Below are 17,133 nucleotides of genomic sequence, written 5' to 3' on the forward strand. Positions count from 1 at the left end.
GGCGGTGGCAGCCGGGCGAGCCTGCTGCTCTGCGGCGACAGCTCGCTGTCCGTCACGACCTGCAACTGATCAGGTCATCACGCGAGGCCCTGGGCGGATGGACGTGTCCGCCCAGGGCCGCACGTCTTCTGCGGGAGGACCGATGCGGACGCCGACCGGCTCCGACCAACTGCTGCGGCGGGTGGTCCGCGACGGCGGCGGCTGGACGGTCCTGCTCGGCGCGGTGGCGCTCACCGGCGCCGCCGCCGAACTCGCCCTGCCCGCCGTCCTCGGGCTCGCGGTCGACGCCGCCGTCGGCGGCGACGGGGGCGTCCGGTGGCCGGCCGCCGCCTGCGGCCTGATCGCCGTCCTCATGGCCACCGACATCCTCACCGACGTGGCCAGCGGGTACGGCGCGGCCCGGGCCACCGCGCGGCTGCGCCTACGCCTGCTGCGCCACCTGTTCGCCTGCGACGTGCGCACCGTCCGCCGCTATCCGGTGGGTGACCTGGTCAGCCGCCTCGCCGCGCAGGCCGCCGACGCCGGGCAGGCCGCCAACGCCGTGGTCCTGGGCGTCGTCGCGCTGCTCCCCCCGGTCGGCAGCGTCGTCGCGCTCACCCTGCTCGAACCGCTGCTCGGCGTCACCCTCCTCGCCGGGCTGGCCCTGCTCGCGCTGCTCATGCGCGCCTTCGTCACCGACGCCTCCGCCGCCGTGACCGGCTACCAGCGGGTGCTGGGCGTGATCGCCGGCCGGCTGCTGGAGGCGCTCGGCGGCGCCCGCACCATCGCCGCCGCCGCGACCGTCGACCGGGAACGTGAGCGGGTGCTGGCGGCCCTGCCGGAACTGCGCGGGTACGGACTGCTCAGTTGGCGGCTGCTGGCCCGGGCGAGCGCCCGCACCGCCGCCGTGGGTCCGCTGCTCCAGGTGGCCGTCGTGGCCGTCGGCGGGTACGCGCTGACCGTCGGCTGGCTCACCCCCGGGCAACTCGTCGCCGCCGTGCAGTACGCGGCCCTCGGCGCCGGGCTGGGCGCGGTGCTGGCCACCCTGAACCGGCTGGTGCGCAGCCGCGCGGCGGCCGGCCGGATCGCCGAGCCGCTGGCCCACCCGGTACGCCCCGACGGCACCGAGGCGCTGCCACCCGGCCGGGGTGAACTGCGGCTGCGCGGGGTCGGCGTGCGCGCCGAGGACGGGCGGCCGGTCCTCGACGGGATCGACCTGACCGTCCCGGCGGGCGCCACGGTGGCCGTCGTCGGCCGCTCCGGCGCCGGCAAGTCGACCCTCGCCGCGGTGGCCGGCCGGCTGCACGACCCGGACACCGGCGAGGTGCTGCTGGACGGGGTGCCGCTGCGCCGGCTCGACCCGCCCGCGCTGCGTCGGGCCGTCGGCCACGCCTTCGACCGGCCCGTGCTGGTCGGCGAGACGGTGCACGACGCGATCGGGCTCGGGCTGCCCGCCGGCTCGGCACGACCGCCCGCCGGCGCCGCCCCGGCCACCCCGGCGGTGCTGACCGCGGCACGGGCGGCGCAGGTCGCCGACGTCGTCGCCCGTTTGCCCGAGGGCTTCCGCACCCGGCTGGCCGACGCGCCGTTCTCCGGCGGCGAGACGCAGCGCCTCGGGCTGGCCCGCGCCTTCCCCGCCGAGCGGCTGCTCGTCCTCGACGACGCCACGTCCAGCCTGGACACCGCCACCGAACACCGCATCGCCCACGCGGTGGCGACCGGCGCCGGCGGGCGTACCCGACTCGTGGTGACCCACCGCGCGACGACGGCGGCGGCGGCCGACCTGGTGGCGTGGCTCGACGGCGGGCGGCTGCGGGCCGTGGCACCGCACCGGCAACTCTGGTCCGACCCGGCCTACCGGGCGGTCTTCACACCCGGCGGAGAGGCCCGATGAGCGGCCCCGGCGTACGCCGGACCACCTGGGCGGCGCTGCGAACCCGCCGCCGGGCCCTGGCGCGGCTGGCCGTCTGGTCGGCGGTGGAGGCCCTGCCGGCGTTGCTCGGCGGGGTGCTCGTGGCCCGGGCCGTCGACCAGGGCTTCCTGGCCGGCCAGTTCGGCACCGGCCTGGCCTGGCTGGCCGGGCTCGCCGCGGCGGTGCTGGTGGGCGCGGCGGCCACCGGCCAGGTGTACCGCAGCCTCGGGGCCGTGGTGGAACCGTTCCGCGACGAGTTGGCCGCCCGGGTGGTGCAGGGGGCGCTGCGCGACGCCACCCGGGCCGGCGGCCGGGCGGACAGCGCCACGGTGGCCCGGCTGACCCATCAGGTCGAGGTGGTCCGGGACACCTTCGGGGGGCTGCTGTTGGTGGTCCGCGGGTTCCTGTTCACCGCCGGCGCGGCGCTGCTCGGCCTGCTCGCCCTGGCCCCGCCGGTGGCCGGGGCGGTGGCCGCCCCGCTGGTGGTGGGGCTGGCCGTGTTCGGGGCGTCGCTGCCGGCCATGGTGGCGTACCAGCGGGCGCAGGTGACCGCCGGCGAGCGGCTCGGTCGCTCGGCGGCGTCGGCGCTGGCCGGGCACCGCGACGTCGTCGCCTGCGGCGCGCAGGAGCGCGTGGTGTCCGACGTGGCCCGGCGGGTCGGGGCGCAGGCCGACGCGGAGCGGACCCTCGCGCGGATGGCGGCGTTGCGCAGCCTCAGCCTCGGCGTGGGCGGCTGGCTGCCCGTGGTGGTGCTGGTGCTGGCCGCGCCGTGGCTGGTCCGGCAGGGGCTGAGCGCCGGCGCCGTGCTGGGCGCGCTGGTCTACGTCACCACCGGGCTGCAACCCGCCCTGCACGCGGTCGTGCAGGGCGTCGGCGGCGGCGGCCTGCGCTACGCCGTCACCCTCGGCCGGATCCTGCGCACCAGCCCGCCCCCGGGGGCCACCCCGCCGTCGCGCCCCGCCGCCGTCCCGACGCCGCCGGTCGCCGCCCCCGCGGGCCCGGCACCGTGGGCCGCCGCTGCCGTCGGCGACCCGCCGGCGGTCGCGCTGCGGGGGCTGACCTTCCGGTACGGCCCACACGCCCGACCCGTCCTGGCGGACCTCACCCTGACGGTGGCGACCGGCGACCATCTGGCTGTGGTGGGGCCGAGCGGCGCCGGCAAGTCCACCCTGGCCGCGCTGGTCGCCGGGCTGGCGTCACCGGAGTCGGGCACGGTCCACCTGGCCGGCGTACCGGTCGACGGCACGCCGCCGGAGGCGCTGGCCCGGCTGCGGGTGCTGGTGCCGCAGGAGGCGTACGTGCGCACCGGTTCCGTCGGCGACAACCTCCGCTACCTGCACCCGGACGCCGACGACGCGACGGTCCACGCCGCCGTGCGCACCCTCGGCGCCGGCGCCCTCGTGGCCCGCCTCGGCGGGCTCGACGCCGAACTCGACCCGGCCGCCCTCTCCGCCGGGGAGCGTCAGCTCGTCGCCGCGGTCCGGGCCTACCTCGCCCCGGCGCCGCTGGTGGTCCTCGACGAGGCGACGTGTCATCTGGACCCGACCCTGGAGGCGACCGTCGAGCACGCCTTCGCCAACCGGGGCGGCACCCTGGTGGTGATCGCGCACCGGATCAGCTCGGCGACCCGGGCCCGCCGGGTGCTGGTGTTCGACGGCGACCGGCCGCTCGTCGGCACCCACGACGACCTGCTGACCCGCTCGCCCACCTACCGCGAGCTGGTCGGGCACTGGGCGGACGTGGCGCCGCCGGACCGCGTACCACTCGGCCGCTCCTGACCGCCGCGGGGCCGGCGCCGGGCGTCAGATCCAGCCGGCCTCGCGGGCGACCCGCACAGCCTCGATCCTCGTACGCGCGCCCGCCTTGCGGGCTATCCGGCCGAGGTGGTTGCGCACGGTCCCCGGGGCGAGCCCGAGCGTCCGGGCGACCTCCACGACCGGCGCCCCGGCTGCGGTCAGGTCGAGGATCTCCGCCTCCCGCGAGGTGAGCGGGCTGTCCCGGTTCAGTGCCGCCATCACCAGGTCGGCGTCGACCACCGACTCGCGGCGGGCGAGGCGCCGGATGCCGTCCAGCACCCGGTGCGGCGATACGTCGCTGCCGAGGATCCCGACGGTGCGCCCCGGCACGAAGACCCGGTGCAGGCTGCGCGCCCGGCGCCGGTCGGCGAGCACCAGCAACGGGCACTGCCCCGCCATGCCCGCCTCGCCGATCAGGTCGAGGTCCACGACCGCGACGTCGGGACGCTGCGTCCGGACCGCCGGCGGCAGGGCGTCGCCCCGGTCCAGTTCCGCCACCACGCTGATGTCCGCCTCGGCGGCGAGCACGAGCGACAGGGCGCCACGGACCAGGGCGCCGTCGAGAGCGAGCAGGGTACGGATCAACGTTGACCCTCCGGAGCGTCGTCAGACAGATCACGGACCGTCAGAATTCAAACACGCCCCGCCGGGTTCCGCTCGGCGAGCGATCCGCCGTCGTCCAGGCCGGACGGGGCGGCCGGCGCCGGCACTTCCCGGCCGGCTGGGCGCCAGGCCCGCTACATCCAGCCGTCGCGGCGGGCGCGCCACACCGCCTCCATCCGGTTGCGGGCACCGGTCTTGCGCATGATCGCCGACAGGTGGTTGCGCACCGTCCCGTGCGCCAGGAAGAGCCGGCGGGCGATCTCCTTGAGCGGCAGGCCCTCCGCGGCCACCCGCAGCACCTCCACCTCCCGGCGCGTCAGCGGGCTCGACCCGGGGCGCAGCGCCGTCACGGCGGCGTCGGCGTCGATGACCTTGCCTCCGGCGGCGAGTTCCCGGACAGCGCCGACCAGCGCCTCGAGGGAGGTGTCCTTGCCCACCAGGCCCCGTACGCCGGCGGCCAGCAGGTCCCCCACGAGGCGCTGGCTCCACCGGCGGCCCATGGCCAGCACGGCGGTGTCGGGCATCGCCCCGGTGGTCTCGGCGACGACCTCGACCGGGTCCGGGGCCTCCGGCGCCAGGTCCACCAGCACCACGTCCGGCCGGTGCCGACGCACCAGGGCGGGCAGCTCCGCCACCCCGGTCACCTCGGCCACGACCTCGATGTCCTCCTCGCTCGACAGTGCCGCGCACAGCGCGGTACGCAGCAGGCCCATCTCCTCGACAACGACGACGCGGATCAACGCGTGGCTCCGATCTGGGGGTGCGGGGGCGGCTAGCGGTCCCGTTGACGGGACTACGCAGGCCGGCCGGACGGAACGGCTGGATCATGAAGCGCGACAACGACGACCGGCGGGGGGACATCCGCGCGGCCCGGCGCGGGACAGCGGGACCGGACGACCGCGCGGGCGGGCCCACCGGACTCAGCCGGGGCGGGCACTCACCCCGGAAGGCCGGTCACCCGGGGCCGCCGCTGCCGGGGCGACGGTGGCCCGGTCCACGACGGCGACCGGCTCGCGCGGCAGGGCGGCAGTCAGGACGCCGGTTCCCACGGCGGCTCCCTGCCGCACGAGGAACCGGGCGACGGGCACCCCGGACCGCGGCGGCGGGGAGGTGGCCTCCGGGCCGGTGACGGGTGGACGACGACACGTCGGGCGACGCACTGGACAGCGACCTCCCTCGTCGGACACGTCGACACATCGTAAAGATCTGCTTACCCGATTGCAGCTCGTGGATGCCTCGTGACGGATTGCCGACTGGGTGCTGACGGCTGACGCCCCGTGCGTTAGGGGCGCCGCTCCGCGGTGCCGTACGCACCGGGCGGTAACAGAACAAGCCCCCCGGCGAGGGAGGGCTTGTTCCGTTCGTCGACGGGGACGACCGGCCGGTCAGGTCATGTCGTCGTAGCGGCGCTCGATCGGCGCCGGCGCGGCGACCGGTTCCGGGGCGGCGATCGGCGCGCTGGCGTCCACCCGTTGGCCGGCCTCCACCGGGTCGGGGTCGAACTCCAGCGGCGACACCTCGTCGTCGCCGATGCCCGCGTAGGCCTCCTTGCCGCGTCCCCTGCGCTTGTCGTTGAGGAACGCCACCCCGACGGCGACGAAGTAGAGCAGCGACAGGCAGAGCGCCAGCAGGGTCATGCCGAACGGCCCGGGATCGGGGGTGGCGACCGCCGCGAACGCGAAGCAGATGAAGACCACGGCCCGCCACCAGCTGAGCAGCCGGCGGGCGCTCACCACCCCGGTGAAGTTGAGCATCAGCAGGGTGAGGGGGAACTCGAACGCCACCCCGAAGAGCAGGATCATGTTGGTGACGAACGAGATGTACCGGGTCACCTCGAGCTGCGAGTCGGTGCCGGTGACGCCGGCCTCCAGCAGGAAGGCCAGGCCCTTGTCCACCACGAAAAAGGCCAGCACCGCGCCGGCGGCGAACAGGGGCGCCGCGATCGCCACGAAGACGTACGCCCACTTGCGTTCGTGCCGGTGCAGGCCGGGCGCGATGAACGCCCAGAGCTGGTAGAGCCACACCGGCGCGCCGATGATCAACCCGATCCAGAGCGCCAGTTTCAGCTTGAGGACGAAGCCGTCGGTCGGCGCGAGCTGCAGGAAGTTCTGGCACTCACCATCGACGATCATGCCGGGGAGCCGGCAGTACGGCTGCTTGAGCAGGTCGAACGCCGGCTGGGCGAGCAGGAAGCCGATGATCAGCCCGAACGCGATAGCCAGGGAGGCGCGGAACAACCGCGTACGCAGCTCGCGGATGTGCTCGATGAGCGTCATCGAGCCGTCGGCGGCCCGTTCGAAGTTGCTCGGGCCGCGCTTCTTGAGGGCGAAGGCCACGGTCTCGGGCCCTTCGGTCAGTTGTCGCGGACGCGCTGCACCGGGTCGTTGACCGGGGGTGCGTACGGCTGCTGCTGCGGGGCGACGTGCGGTTGCTGCCCGGCGGGCGGCGGCGCGTACGGCTGGCCCTGCACGGTCTGCGGCGGGAGCGGCTGGTAGCCGGACTGCGCGTCGGCCTTCTCGGCGAGGTCGCGGTCGTCGTCGTGCAGGCTCTTGGTCTCGGCCTTGATGATCCGCAGCGAACGGCCAAGCGAACGGGCCGCGTCAGGGAGCCGCTTCGCGCCGAAGAGCAGGATCAGCACGACCACGAGTACGGCGATGTGCCACGGCTTGAGGGCACCCATGGGAAGCTCCAGTCGCTCTGTGTCGTCGTGTGGGGTGTACCGCAGCCCATCGTACGTCCGCCGACGGCCGCTGCCACCCGCCGGGTGGTGGTGGTTCGTCCCGGCCGGTGAAGTCTTGACCAACGCGGGACGTCCCGTCAACCATCTGCCGGAGGATCGTTCCTGCGCGCGACCGGACCGGATCGCGCAGCGACCGGGCACCGACCGATCAGCCGCCGCGTTTCGCCTTGATCACGGCCAGCCGCCGCTGGGTGGTGTCGAGCTGCTCCTGGAGAGCCTCCGCCCGCGCCTGGAGGGTCTCTGCGGTCTCCCGCAGCGCCTCCGCCTCGGTCGCCCGGCGTTGCAGGGCCACGGCCGCGCGACGCAGCCGGGGCAGCCGCGCCAGCACCGGCCGCAGGGCCAGGACGAACACGACGAGCGCGAACAGCACCACCGCGAGCACGATCCACTTCACCACGGCGGTCAGCCTACTGCGTGCCCGCGGTCACCGCCGGGTCGGCCGGGGACACCGCGCGCGGCGGGTCCGACCCGCCGGCGGGTGGCGGCGGCGACGCGTACGCGTCGAGGGCGGCGACCGCCGCGGCCCGGACCTGCTCGGCCAGCTCGACCGGGGCGACCACGGCCACGTCCGGGCCCAGGCCCAGCACGAACCGGCGGGCCCAGCCCAGGTCGGTGACCCGCAGCGAGACCAGCCAGTGGTCGCCGTCGCCGGCCTCGACCCGCTCGCACGGGTAGTACTCGGTCAGCCACCGCTCGCCCCGACCGATCCGCAGGGTGATCAGCGGCAGGTCCGGCGACGGGCGGAACACGCCCTCGGTGAGGTCGTGCGGGCGGGCCTGCGGCGGCACCACCGCCCGCTCGTCCAACTCGGTGACCGCGTCGATGCGGTCGGCCCGGAACAGCCGCACCGCCTCCGCCCGGCGGCACCACGCCTCCACGTACGCCCGCCCGCCGACCATCAGCATCCGCAGCGGGTCGACGACGCGGTCGGTGGTCTCGTCCCGCGCGGCCGTGTAGTAGGTGATGCGCAGCGCCCGGCCGCTCTCGACGGCCGCCCGCAGCTCCGCCACCCGGCGGGTGTCGGCGGGCAGCCGGACCTCGACCGGCGCGGCCACCAGGTCGCCGGCCGCGTGCTCGATCTTGGCCAGCGCCCGCTCGACGGCCTCCCGGTTGGTCACCCCGGGCGTCTCGGCGAGCATCCGCAGCGCCACCACCAACGCGAGGGCCTCGTCCGGGGTGAGCCGCAGCGGCCGGTCGATGCCGGCGTCGTAGGTGATCGTCACCCGGTCGCCGTCGAAGGCCATGTCGATCAGGTCACCGGGGCCGTAACCGGGCAACCCGCACACCCACAGCAGTTCCAGGTCCTCGCGCAGCTGCCGCTCGGTGACGCCCAGGTCCCCGGCCGCCTCGGCGAGCTCGATGCCGGGCCGGGCCAGCAGGTAGGGCACCAGGTTCAGCAGCCGGGCCAGCCGGTCGGCCGACGCGCGGGAGCCGCCCCGGGCGGCCGGCCGCGTCACCGGACACCCCCGGCGACCGCCAGGTCGTCGTGCCGGGCGGCGATCTCCTTGAGCCGCTGGATCACCGCGTCGCGCACCTCCGGCGGATCGAGCACCCGCACGTCTGGGCCGTAGCCGACGAGCTGGCCCGCGAGGACGTCCGCGTCGGCGTAGGGCAGCACGAGCCGGTCGCCGTCGGGGCAGGCGGTGACGTCGACCGCCCAGCGGCGCAGCCCGGCGGCGCGCCCGGCGGCGACCAGCACGGTGGCCCGCCCGGTGCGCTCCGCCGGCCCCGACCAGCGGGCCACGTGGCTGATCAGGTCGACCCCGGCCGGCGGCTCGTAGCCCCCGGGGGAGCCGGTCGCCCGAACCGTGCCGACCACCCGGGACAGCCGGAAGCAGCGGGTCGCCTCGCGGTCGAGGTCGTGCCCGACCACGTACCAGCGGCCCCGCCAGCAGACCACGCCCCACGGCTGGAGACGGCGGCGGGTGGAGTCGTCGCGGTCGGGCACCCGGTAGTCGAAGCTGACCTCGCGCCGGTCCCGGGCCGCCGCGGTGAGCGGCGCGAACGCCGGGTCCACCGTCACCATCGGCTCCAGGCCCAGCGTGGCCTGCGGGTCCACGTCGACGCCGGCGGCGCGCAGCTTCGCCAGCCCGGAGGAGGCGGCGGCGGCCAGGCCGGCGTGCTGCCACAGCCGGGCGGCGATGCCGACCGCGGCGGCCTCGTCCGGTTCGAGGGGGATGTCGGGCAGCGCGTACTCCCGGTGGGCGATCCGGTAGCCGGGCTCCGCGTCGAAGACGCTCGCCGTCCCGGTCTCCAGCGGCACGCCCAGCTCACGCAGCTCGGCCTTGTCCCGCTCGAACTTGCGCTGGAAGGCCTCGTGGTCACGGGCGTCGTCCGGATCGTGCTCGTAGCCGGGCACGGTCGCGGCGATCTGCGCGGCGGTCAGGAACCGTCGTGTGGACAGTAGGCAGATAACCAGGTTGACCAGGCGTTCGGTGCGGGTCCGCGACACGCGGTAGACGCTAGCAGCCCGCGCGCCGCGTCCGTGCACCCACGCGGGCAGGACGTGCCCCGCGTCGCGGCCGCCCCGAACGCTGCTCGCCGGGCGGAGCGCCGCCGACGACCCTACAGTGACGTGGTGGCCCAGCCGGAGGTCAGGACCGAGAGCGTCGGCACCGTCGTGGTGGCGGGGGCGGCCAACCTCGCCATCGCGGTGGCCAAGCTCGTCGCCGGGGTGATCTCCGGGTCGGCCGCGATGCTCTCCGAGGCCGTGCACTCCGTCGCCGACACCACCACCGAGGTGCTGCTGTACCTCGCGCTACGCCGCGGGGCGCGGCCCGCCGACGCCCGGCACCCGTTCGGGTACGGCAAGGAGAGCTACGTCTGGGCGTTCCTCGCGGCGCTGTTCACGTTCGTCGCCGGCGCCGGCTTCGCCATCACCCACGGCGTCACCACCATCCTGGTGCACGAGCACAGCGGCGACTACCTGGTCACCTACGTCGTGCTGGCGGTGTCGTTCGCCATCGAGTCGGTCTCGCTGGCCCGCGCCGTGCGCCAGGTCCGCAGCGAGTCCCGCCGCTGGCGCACCACGCCGCGCCGGTTCCTGCGGCAGACCGCCGACACCACCGTGAAGGCGGTCTTCCTGGAGGACAGCGCGGCCCTGATCGGGCTGGTGCTGGCCGCCGCCGGGGTCGCCCTGTCCCAGCTCACCGGGGACGAGCTGTGGGACGGCGTCGCCTCCGTGCTGATCGGCGTGCTGCTGCTCGTGGTGGCCGCCGTCCTGGCCCGCAGCAACATCTCACTGCTGGTCGACCGGTCCGTGCCCGAACGGCTGCGCGGCGAGATCGCCGACGAGCTCGCCGGCCTGCCCGCCGTACGGCGGATCGACACGCTGCTGACCATGCAGCTCGGCCCGAGCGACGTCCTGGTCGCCGCGAAGGTGGACTTCGACGACGAGGCGAGCGGCGCGACCATCGAGGCCGCCGCCGACCAGGCCGAGCAGCGGCTCACCGCCCGCTACCCACATGTCCGGTACGTCTTCCTCGACCCCACCCGCAGCGGCGACGCCCCGGAACCCGGCGGCCCCGGCGGCTGACCGCCGACCCGGCCGTGCCGCCCCGGGCGCGCCCGCCCCGGGCGGCGACGCTAGCGTGCCGGGCATGGTGCGATGGCGGTCGGGAACGGTGACGGCGCTGCGGCGGCAGTGGACCGGGGCGGTGGAACTGGACGTCGACCTGCCCGACGGCGGCACCGTTCGCGCCCTGGCCTATCCCGCGCTCGTCGGCCGGCCCGAGCCCGGCGACCGGGTGCTGCTCAACGCCGGCGCGCTGCTGATGGGCCTCGGCACCGGCGGGTACGCCCTGGTCGTGGCGTTGCCCGACCGGCTGCCCCCGGACCCGCCGCAGGCCCTCGACAGCCGCGACGCCGGCCACCTCGTCAAGGCCCGCTACACCCCGTTGCAGCCGATCCTGCTCGGCGTAGACGAGGATGCCTCCCCGCACCGGGAGGTCATGGCAGCCGCCGACGACCTGGCCGGCCTGCCCGTCGTCACCGCCGACCTGCACTCCGCGCTGCCGGCCGTCCTGGCCGGCATCCACGCCGACGCCCCCGCCGCCCGGGTGGCGTACCTGCTGACCGACGGCGGGGCACTGCCGGCCTGGTTCTCCCGCACCCTCGCCGCCCTGCGCGACCATCTCGTCGGCACGGTCACCGTCGGCCAGGCGTTCGGCGGTGACCTGGAGGCGAGCACCGTGCACAGCGGGCTGTTGGCCGCCCGGCACGTGCTGCGCGCCGACGTGGCGATCGTCGCCCAGGGCCCGGGCAACCTGGGCACCGGCACCCGGTGGGGCTTCTCCGGAGTGGCCGTCGGCGAGGCCGTCAACGCCGTCGCCACGCTGGGCGGGCGCCCGATCGGGTCGCTGCGGATCTCCGACGCGGACCCCCGGCCCCGCCACCGCGGCGTGTCGCACCACAGCCTCACCGCGTACGGCCGGGTGGCCCTCGCCCCCGCCGAGCTGGTCGTGCCCGACGGCCTGGCCCCGGCGCTGGCCGCCGACGTGGACGCGGCGCTGGCGCCCCTCACGGCGCGGCACACCGTCGTCCGGGTGCCGACCGACGGGCTCGACGCCGCGCTGCGGGCCGCGCCGGTGCCGCTGTCCACGATGGGCCGGGGCCTCGACGCCGACCACGCCTATTTCCTGGCCGCCGCCGCGGCCGGCCGGTACGCCACGCGCCTGCTGTCCTGAACCGCCCGGCGACCGGGTGCCTCCGCGCCGCTCCTCGGCGGGCGGGGCGGGTCGGCCTTTCAGGCGGGCGTGGCGCGGGTCGGCCCGGCGGCGGTCCGGTCAGCTCGTGCCGTAGCCGTAGCGCACGATGTGCTCGGCGGTCCGCTCGTACACCGCCGGGTCCTCCGGTGCCAGCGTGCCCAGCCCGTCGACGTACCGGTTGAACATGCAGAACGCCGCCGCGATCAGGACCGTGTCGTGGATCTCCAGATCCGTCGCGCCGGCAACCCGGGCGGCCTTGACCAGCTCCGCCGTCACGTCGCGGCCGCTGCGCTGCACGGCACCGGCGATCTCCAGCAGCGCCCGCAGCTTGTCGCTGACCTCGGCGCTCGCCGGATCGGCGCGGACCTGGTCGACCAGCCGCATGCCCGAGGGCAGCTGCGCCGCCGCGAACGCCGAGTGCGACGCGCAGCAGAACCGGCACTCGTTGAGCCCCGACACGTACGCCGCGATCAGCTCCCGCTCCCCCGGGGTCAGCGTCGGGTGCGGGGCGCGCAGCAGCGTCTCCGCCAGCTCGTTGAGGGGCTTGGCCGTCTCGGGGCGGAACCGCATCGGGCCGTTGATGCCCGGATGCGCCCGCTCGTCGAGGCCGAGGTCGATGTGTGCCACCCGGTCACCCTCCCTGCCGCGACCACGCGACGTGCGCGGCCGGTCACCCGACAATGCCGAACGGGCACGACGGTGCCAGCTTCGCCCCGGCCGGCACAACTTCGACATTGCGGCGTCGCCGGCCGGCGGGAGCGGCGTCGGGGCGGCTCAGGACAGGAAGATCAGGGCCAGCCAGGCCCCCACGATCACCACCAGCGCGAGCGCCAGCACCCAGGTGGGCACCGTGTACTCGCCACGCCGGTTGCGCTCGATCTCGGCGCGGATCTTCTCGCGGCGGCGCTCGGCCCAGTTCTGTCGCTGGCGGCCGCTCTCGGGAGGTTCGGAAGTCGTCATGGCGCGGTCAGCCTACCGGCCCGACCGGCCCGGACGGCGGTCAGCACCGCACCGGGCCGGCGTCACCGTCACATGCTGGCGATCAGCCGCTCCACCCGCTCGTCGTACGCCCGGAACGGGTCCTTGCAGAGCACGGTGCGCTGCGCCTGGTCGTTGAGCTTCAGGTGCACCCAGTCGACGGTGAAGTCGCGCCGCTTCTCCTGGGCGTGCCGGATGAACTCCCCGCGCAACCGGGCCCGGGTCGTCTGCGGCGGGGTCTCCTTGGCCTCGAAGATCTCCGGATCGGTCGCCACCCGGTCCACCTCGCCACGCCGCTCCAGCAGCCCGTAGAGGCCCCGGCCCCGGCGCAGGTCGTGGTAGGCCAGATCCATCTGCGCCACCCGTGGGTGCGACAGCGGCAGGTCGTGCTTGCGCTGGTAGCGCTCGATGAGCCGCAGCTTGGTCACCCAGTCGATCTCCCGGGACACCGGTTCCAGGTCGCCGGTCTCCACCGCGCGCAGCACCCGGCCCCACAACTCCACCACCCGCTTGGCGGTCTGGTCGCCGCCGCGCCGCTCCACGAACTCGGTCGCCTTGGCCAGGTATTCCTGCTGGATATCCAGAGCGCTGACCTCCTTGCCCGAGGAGAGCCGCACCTTGCGCCGGCCGGTGATGTCGTGCGACACCTCGCGGATCGCCCGGATCGGGTTCTCCAGCGTCAGGTCACGCATCACCACCCCGGCCTCGATCATCCGCAGCACGATGTCGGCGGTGCCGACCTTGAGCAGCGTGGTGACCTCGTTCATGTTGGAGTCGCCGACGATGACGTGCAGCCGGCGGTAGCGCTCCGCGTCCGCGTGCGGCTCGTCGCGGGTGTTGATGATCGGCCGGCTCCGGGTCGTCGCCGACGAGACGCCCTCCCAGATGTGCTCGGCCCGCTGCGAGAGGCAGTAGACCGCCCCGCGCGGCGTCTGCAACACCTTGCCCGCGCCGCAGATCAACTGCCGGGTGACCAGGAACGGGATCAGCACGTCGGCCAGCCGGCCGAACTCCCCGTGCCGCGACACCAGGTAGTTCTCGTGGCAGCCGTACGAGTTGCCGGCCGAATCGGTGTTGTTCTTGAACAGGTAGATCTCGCCCGCGATGCCCTCGTCGTGCAGGCGCTTCTCCGCGTCGATGAGCAGACCCTCCAGGATCCGCTCGCCGGCCCGGTCGTGCGCGACCAGGTCCACCACCGAGTCGCACTCCGGGGTGGCGTACTCCGGGTGCGAGCCGACGTCCAGGTAGAGCCGGGCGCCGTTGCGCAGGAAAACGTTGCTCGACCGGCCCCACGACACCACACGGCGGAAGAGGTACCGGGCGACCTCGTCAGGGGACAGCCGCCGCTGCCCACGGTAGGTGCAGGTGACGCCGTACTCGGTCTCGAGGCCGAAGATTCGCCGCTCCATGATGAGACATTAGCCGCCCGGGGCCCCAGATGGGCAGCGCACACCGCGCCGGTCTCGCACGGGATGGGCGACGGTCGGCCCCGGGCACCGCGGCGACAGGCCCGGCGAGCGTGACGTCACGCGGCGCGGACCGCGCGGCCGCCTCACCGTACGCCCGCCGGGTGGGGGGCCGCCCTGCCGCCCGGAGCGTCCCGGTTGGACCCTCCACGCGGCGGGCCCGCTCACGGGTACCCGGGTCCCGTACGTCGACTTCGGAAGGCCGCTGAGGCACGCGGGTACGGCGGACGTCGGCGGCGCCGGCCCGGTGGTCACGCGACGCGCGTGGGCCGGATTCGACCCGCTGGCGAGCCGGGCCCGGAAGGGCGGTCGGCGCGAGCCCTGACCACCCTTCCGGCACGTGCCCCGCTACGCCTCGGGGGTGTCCCGGCCCTCCAGGTCCGCCGAGCCGGCCGACGTGGTGGGCTTCTTCGCCTCCTCGGTCGGCGAGGTCGGCGTCTCCGGGCGGGCCGACACCGGCTCCTCGGCCTTGTCGCCGTCGAGCAGCGCGGTCAACGCGGTCCCGGTGATACGCCGGAACGTCCGCCCCACCCGGCGACGGTCCAGGACCGCCACCTCCAACTGGTTGGCGGCGATGGTCCGGGCGGCGCCGCCCTCTCCCCCGACGCTGCTCAGCGCCTGCATCGCGACCTTCACCGCCTCGCCCAGCGACATGTCCGGACGGTGGTGGGACTTCAGCACGCCGGTGATCGCCTCGGCCTGCCCGCCCATCGCCATCCGGCCCGGCTCGTCGTTGACGGATCCGTCGTAGGTGAGCCGGTAGAGCTCGTCGTCCTCGGCGGTGGTGCCGACCTCGGCCACGCAGATCTCCACCTCGAACGGCTTCGACTGCTCGGTGAAGATGGCACCCAGGGTCTGCGCGAAGGCGTTCGCCAGGGCCCGGCCGGTGACGTCACGCCGGTCGTAGCTGAGGCCGTTGAGGTCGGCCATCCGCACGCCGGCGCGGCGCAGGTTCTCGAACTCGTTGTAGCGGCCGACGGCGGCGAAGCCGATCCGGTCGTAGATCTCACTGACCTTGTGCAGGGCGCTGGAGAGGTTCTCGGCGACGAAGAGAACCCCGCCCTCGTAGCTCAGGACCACCGCGCTGCGGCCCCGGGCGATGCCCTTGCGGGCCAGCTCGGAGCGGTCGCGCATGATCTGCTCGGGCGAGGCGTAGAACTGCATGGCCACGGCGGCGGTTCTCCTTAGGGCGCTGTGCTGACGGCTGCTGACTGGTGCGGGCGGGAGCGGATCAACCGCCCGGGTTCTCCATCCGGCCGGAGACCACGCTCTCGGCGATGGCCGACATCTCCTCGTCGTTGAGCCGGTGGGTGCCCTCCGCCGTCGCCGTCATCACCACCGGGTAGATCCGCCGGATCAGGTCCGGGCCGCCGGTCGCGGTGTCGTCGTCGGCCGCGTCGTAGAGCGCCTCGACCGCGAGTCGGACCGCCTCGTCGATGGAGAGCCCCGGCTGGAAGCGCTTCTTCAGCGCCGACCGGGCGAAGAGCGAGCCGGAGCCGATCGCGTCGTAGCCGGTCTCCTCGTAGGGGCCGCCGGTGACGTCGAAGCTGAAGATGCGGCCGGCGCGCGCCGGGTCCTTCGCGGCCAGGTCGTAGCCGGCGAAGAGCGGAATCACCGCGAGGCCCTGCATCGCGGCGCCCAGGTTGCCACGGATCATGGAGGCGAGCCGGTTGGCCTTGCCGTCGAGCGAGAGCATCGCGCCCTCGATCTTCTCGTAGTGCTCCAGCTCCACCTGGAACAGTCGCATCAGCTCGATGCCGATACCCGCCGTGCCGGCGATGCCGACCAGTGAGTACGCGTCGGCCGGGTGCACCTTCTCGATGTCGCGCTGGGCGATCAGGTTGCCCATGGTCGCCCGCCGGTCGCCGGCCATCACGACACCGCCGGCGGCCGAGATGGCCACGATGGTCGTCGCGTGCGGCGCCATGTCGGCGGCCATGCCCGGCGGCAGCGGCCGGCGGCCGGGCAGCATCTCGGGGGCCACCTTGCTCAGGAACGAGGTGAAGGAGGACGTCCCCGCGTTGGTGAACACATCTGGTAGACGCCCGGATGGATCAAAACCCGCTGCCACGTGGTTCCTCTCAGATATGTGATCGCCCCGGCCAGCCGCGACTGATCGCCACGGAACTGGCCGAGACAACCGTTGCAGTTGAAGCACAATATCCCGCGCACCCACCCGGTGCGATGGTCGTGGTTGAGATGTTGCGGGTCCGCACCGCCACCGATTACGCAGACCCCGCCCTGCTCGGTCAGGAGCTCCTTCTCCCCGACGCCGTAGCGCCGGCGCAGGTGGTGCTCGCGCGCGCCGCCGTACAGGCGCTGAGCGGTCGCCCTGCCACGCGCGTGGTGGCAGGGCTTGCAGTAGCGGTGCCGGCCGCTGCTCCTGGTGGCGCGTGGAAACTCGTCGACCGGCTTGACCTGGTCGCGGTCCGGGCACCACTTGAGCCCTTCGCCGACAGGGGCGGCCGACCGCTTCGGCGGCCCGATGCCACGCCTGCGGCGGCTCGCCGTCGAGCGAGCCGCCGCAGGCGACTTGCAGTAGTGGGCGAGCCCGTCCGCCCGTCGCCGGTTGCGGTGGAACTCGGCGGCGGGCGGCAATCGGTCACACTGGGGGCATACCTTGCCCGACGCCTGAAGCGAATCGGGCATAAAGTATTACTCCCCCCCTTTCTGGACGTAACCGCGCACGAATTCCTCAGCGTTCTCCTCGAGGACGGAGTCGATCTCGTCGAGCAGGTCGTCGACGTCCTCGGTGATCTCGGCGTGCCGCTCGGCGACCTCCGGGTTCGCCTCCGTGGTGACGTCCTCGATCTCCTCGCCCTGACGCGACTTGCCCGACTGCGACTGCCCGCCGCTGTCACGAGTGGCCATTGCTGCCTCCTCCACGATCGCCCTGCGATCAACTTACCTCGCGGAGGCGACGAAAAGCCCGCCGCGCGCCGGCTTCGGCACG

The 17,133-nt window shown here is 74.7% G+C and carries 20 protein-coding genes; 5 read left to right on the forward strand and 15 right to left on the reverse strand.

Annotated elements, in window-relative coordinates:
* The 3 genes from ACFHW0_RS27255 to ACFHW0_RS27265 all read left to right on the forward strand — a co-directional run.
* On the forward strand, positions 1 to 69 hold a 69-nt coding region (locus ACFHW0_RS27255), incomplete at its 5' end, for a SapB/AmfS family lanthipeptide (protein WP_416612217.1).
* Between the two features lie 73 nt (positions 70 to 142).
* Entirely contained in the window at positions 143 to 1,873 is a 1,731-nt protein-coding gene (locus ACFHW0_RS27260; RefSeq protein WP_416612119.1) for an ABC transporter ATP-binding protein, read from the forward strand.
* The gene (locus tag ACFHW0_RS27265; protein ID WP_416612121.1) at positions 1,870 to 3,669 is read left to right on the forward strand and encodes an ATP-binding cassette domain-containing protein; all 1,800 of its coding nucleotides are present in this window, start codon (positions 1,870 to 1,872) and stop codon (positions 3,667 to 3,669) included. The genes ACFHW0_RS27260 and ACFHW0_RS27265 overlap by 4 nt, the downstream gene beginning before the upstream one ends.
* Positions 3,670 to 3,693: 24 nt before the next feature.
* Here the strand turns inward: ACFHW0_RS27265 and ACFHW0_RS27270 are convergent, their stop codons facing one another.
* The 8 genes from ACFHW0_RS27270 to ACFHW0_RS27305 form a co-directional block, all read right to left on the reverse strand.
* Entirely contained in the window at positions 3,694 to 4,272 is a 579-nt protein-coding gene (locus tag ACFHW0_RS27270) for a response regulator transcription factor (RefSeq protein WP_416612123.1), read from the reverse strand.
* Positions 4,273 to 4,424: 152 nt separating this feature from the next.
* Positions 4,425 to 5,030 carry a response regulator transcription factor gene (locus ACFHW0_RS27275; RefSeq protein WP_416612125.1) on the reverse strand — a complete coding sequence of 202 codons (606 nt, stop codon included), beginning with the start codon at positions 5,028 to 5,030 and terminating at the stop codon, positions 4,425 to 4,427.
* A gap of 180 nt (positions 5,031 to 5,210) precedes the next feature.
* Positions 5,211 to 5,339 carry a hypothetical protein gene (locus tag ACFHW0_RS27280; protein WP_416612127.1) on the reverse strand — a complete coding sequence of 43 codons (129 nt, stop codon included), beginning with the start codon at positions 5,337 to 5,339 and terminating at the stop codon, positions 5,211 to 5,213.
* Between the two features lie 336 nt (positions 5,340 to 5,675).
* Positions 5,676 to 6,626 (reverse strand): twin-arginine translocase subunit TatC, encoded by a 951-nt coding sequence (gene tatC, locus ACFHW0_RS27285; RefSeq protein WP_416612129.1) that lies wholly within the window; start codon positions 6,624 to 6,626, stop codon positions 5,676 to 5,678.
* Between the two features lie 17 nt (positions 6,627 to 6,643).
* A complete protein-coding gene (tatA, locus tag ACFHW0_RS27290) occupies positions 6,644 to 6,970 on the reverse strand; it encodes a Sec-independent protein translocase subunit TatA (RefSeq protein WP_121398247.1) in 327 nt (108 codons plus the stop codon).
* 208 nt (positions 6,971 to 7,178) lie between these two features.
* The gene (locus ACFHW0_RS27295; RefSeq protein WP_393168444.1) at positions 7,179 to 7,427 is read right to left on the reverse strand and encodes a hypothetical protein; all 249 of its coding nucleotides are present in this window, start codon (positions 7,425 to 7,427) and stop codon (positions 7,179 to 7,181) included.
* 10 nt (positions 7,428 to 7,437) lie between these two features.
* On the reverse strand, positions 7,438 to 8,487 hold the full coding sequence (locus ACFHW0_RS27300; RefSeq protein WP_416612132.1) for a helix-turn-helix transcriptional regulator: 1,050 nt from the start codon (positions 8,485 to 8,487) through the stop codon (positions 7,438 to 7,440).
* Positions 8,484 to 9,482, reverse strand: a complete 999-nt coding sequence (locus ACFHW0_RS27305; RefSeq protein WP_416612134.1) for a helix-turn-helix transcriptional regulator — start codon at positions 9,480 to 9,482, stop codon at positions 8,484 to 8,486. Before ACFHW0_RS27305 ends, ACFHW0_RS27300 begins: the two co-directional genes overlap by 4 nt.
* A gap of 126 nt (positions 9,483 to 9,608) precedes the next feature.
* On the opposite strand from ACFHW0_RS27305, the gene ACFHW0_RS27310 reads away from it, so the two are divergent.
* Positions 9,609 to 10,565, forward strand: a complete 957-nt coding sequence (locus ACFHW0_RS27310; protein ID WP_416612136.1) for a cation diffusion facilitator family transporter — start codon at positions 9,609 to 9,611, stop codon at positions 10,563 to 10,565.
* A 64-nt stretch (positions 10,566 to 10,629) separates the two neighbouring features.
* The gene (locus tag ACFHW0_RS27315) at positions 10,630 to 11,715 is read left to right on the forward strand and encodes a DUF3866 family protein (RefSeq protein ID WP_416612138.1); all 1,086 of its coding nucleotides are present in this window, start codon (positions 10,630 to 10,632) and stop codon (positions 11,713 to 11,715) included.
* 99 nt (positions 11,716 to 11,814) lie between these two features.
* Here ACFHW0_RS27315 and ACFHW0_RS27320 read toward each other — a convergent pair whose 3' ends face one another.
* The 7 genes from ACFHW0_RS27320 to ACFHW0_RS27350 all read right to left on the reverse strand — a co-directional run bounded on the left by ACFHW0_RS27320 (position 11,815) and on the right by ACFHW0_RS27350 (position 17,051).
* Positions 11,815 to 12,363 carry a carboxymuconolactone decarboxylase family protein gene (locus tag ACFHW0_RS27320; protein ID WP_416612140.1) on the reverse strand — a complete coding sequence of 183 codons (549 nt, stop codon included), beginning with the start codon at positions 12,361 to 12,363 and terminating at the stop codon, positions 11,815 to 11,817.
* A gap of 147 nt (positions 12,364 to 12,510) precedes the next feature.
* Positions 12,511 to 12,696 carry a hypothetical protein gene (locus tag ACFHW0_RS27325; protein ID WP_416612142.1) on the reverse strand — a complete coding sequence of 62 codons (186 nt, stop codon included), beginning with the start codon at positions 12,694 to 12,696 and terminating at the stop codon, positions 12,511 to 12,513.
* A gap of 68 nt (positions 12,697 to 12,764) precedes the next feature.
* Positions 12,765 to 14,123 carry a Pup--protein ligase gene (pafA, locus tag ACFHW0_RS27330; RefSeq protein ID WP_416612144.1) on the reverse strand — a complete coding sequence of 453 codons (1,359 nt, stop codon included), beginning with the start codon at positions 14,121 to 14,123 and terminating at the stop codon, positions 12,765 to 12,767.
* 405 nt (positions 14,124 to 14,528) lie between these two features.
* On the reverse strand, positions 14,529 to 15,350 hold the full coding sequence (prcA, locus tag ACFHW0_RS27335; protein ID WP_416612146.1) for a proteasome subunit alpha: 822 nt from the start codon (positions 15,348 to 15,350) through the stop codon (positions 14,529 to 14,531).
* Between the two features lie 61 nt (positions 15,351 to 15,411).
* Positions 15,412 to 16,251, reverse strand: a complete 840-nt coding sequence (gene prcB / locus ACFHW0_RS27340) for a proteasome subunit beta (RefSeq protein ID WP_199729334.1) — start codon at positions 16,249 to 16,251, stop codon at positions 15,412 to 15,414.
* Positions 16,170 to 16,829 carry an endonuclease VII domain-containing protein gene (locus ACFHW0_RS27345; RefSeq protein WP_416612149.1) on the reverse strand — a complete coding sequence of 220 codons (660 nt, stop codon included), beginning with the start codon at positions 16,827 to 16,829 and terminating at the stop codon, positions 16,170 to 16,172. Before ACFHW0_RS27345 ends, prcB begins: the two co-directional genes overlap by 82 nt.
* A 6-nt stretch (positions 16,830 to 16,835) precedes the next feature.
* Positions 16,836 to 17,051, reverse strand: a complete 216-nt coding sequence (locus ACFHW0_RS27350) for a ubiquitin-like protein Pup (RefSeq protein ID WP_088993750.1) — start codon at positions 17,049 to 17,051, stop codon at positions 16,836 to 16,838.
* Positions 17,052 to 17,133: the final 82 nt, after the last annotated feature.

It is taken from the genome of Micromonospora sp. LOL_025 (assembly GCF_048060285.1).
GTDB lineage: Bacteria > Actinomycetota > Actinomycetes > Mycobacteriales > Micromonosporaceae > Micromonospora.

What these genes read in the sequence shown, in the direction of transcription:
- ACFHW0_RS27265 (WP_416612121.1), top strand. Translation starts at nt 1,870, where the DNA reads ATGAGCGGCCCCGGCGTACGCCGGACCACCTGGGCGGCGCTGCGAACC.
- ACFHW0_RS27315 (WP_416612138.1), top strand. Translation starts at nt 10,630, where the DNA reads ATGGTGCGATGGCGGTCGGGAACGGTGACGGCGCTGCGGCGGCAGTGG.
- ACFHW0_RS27345 (WP_416612149.1), bottom strand. Translation starts at nt 16,829, where the DNA reads ATGCCCGATTCGCTTCAGGCGTCGGGCAAGGTATGCCCCCAGTGTGAC.
- ACFHW0_RS27325 (WP_416612142.1), bottom strand. Translation starts at nt 12,696, where the DNA reads ATGACGACTTCCGAACCTCCCGAGAGCGGCCGCCAGCGACAGAACTGG.
- tatA (WP_121398247.1), bottom strand. Translation starts at nt 6,970, where the DNA reads ATGGGTGCCCTCAAGCCGTGGCACATCGCCGTACTCGTGGTCGTGCTG.
- ACFHW0_RS27350 (WP_088993750.1), bottom strand. Translation starts at nt 17,051, where the DNA reads ATGGCCACTCGTGACAGCGGCGGGCAGTCGCAGTCGGGCAAGTCGCGT.
- ACFHW0_RS27260 (WP_416612119.1), top strand. Translation starts at nt 143, where the DNA reads ATGCGGACGCCGACCGGCTCCGACCAACTGCTGCGGCGGGTGGTCCGC.
- pafA (WP_416612144.1), bottom strand. Translation starts at nt 14,123, where the DNA reads ATGGAGCGGCGAATCTTCGGCCTCGAGACCGAGTACGGCGTCACCTGC.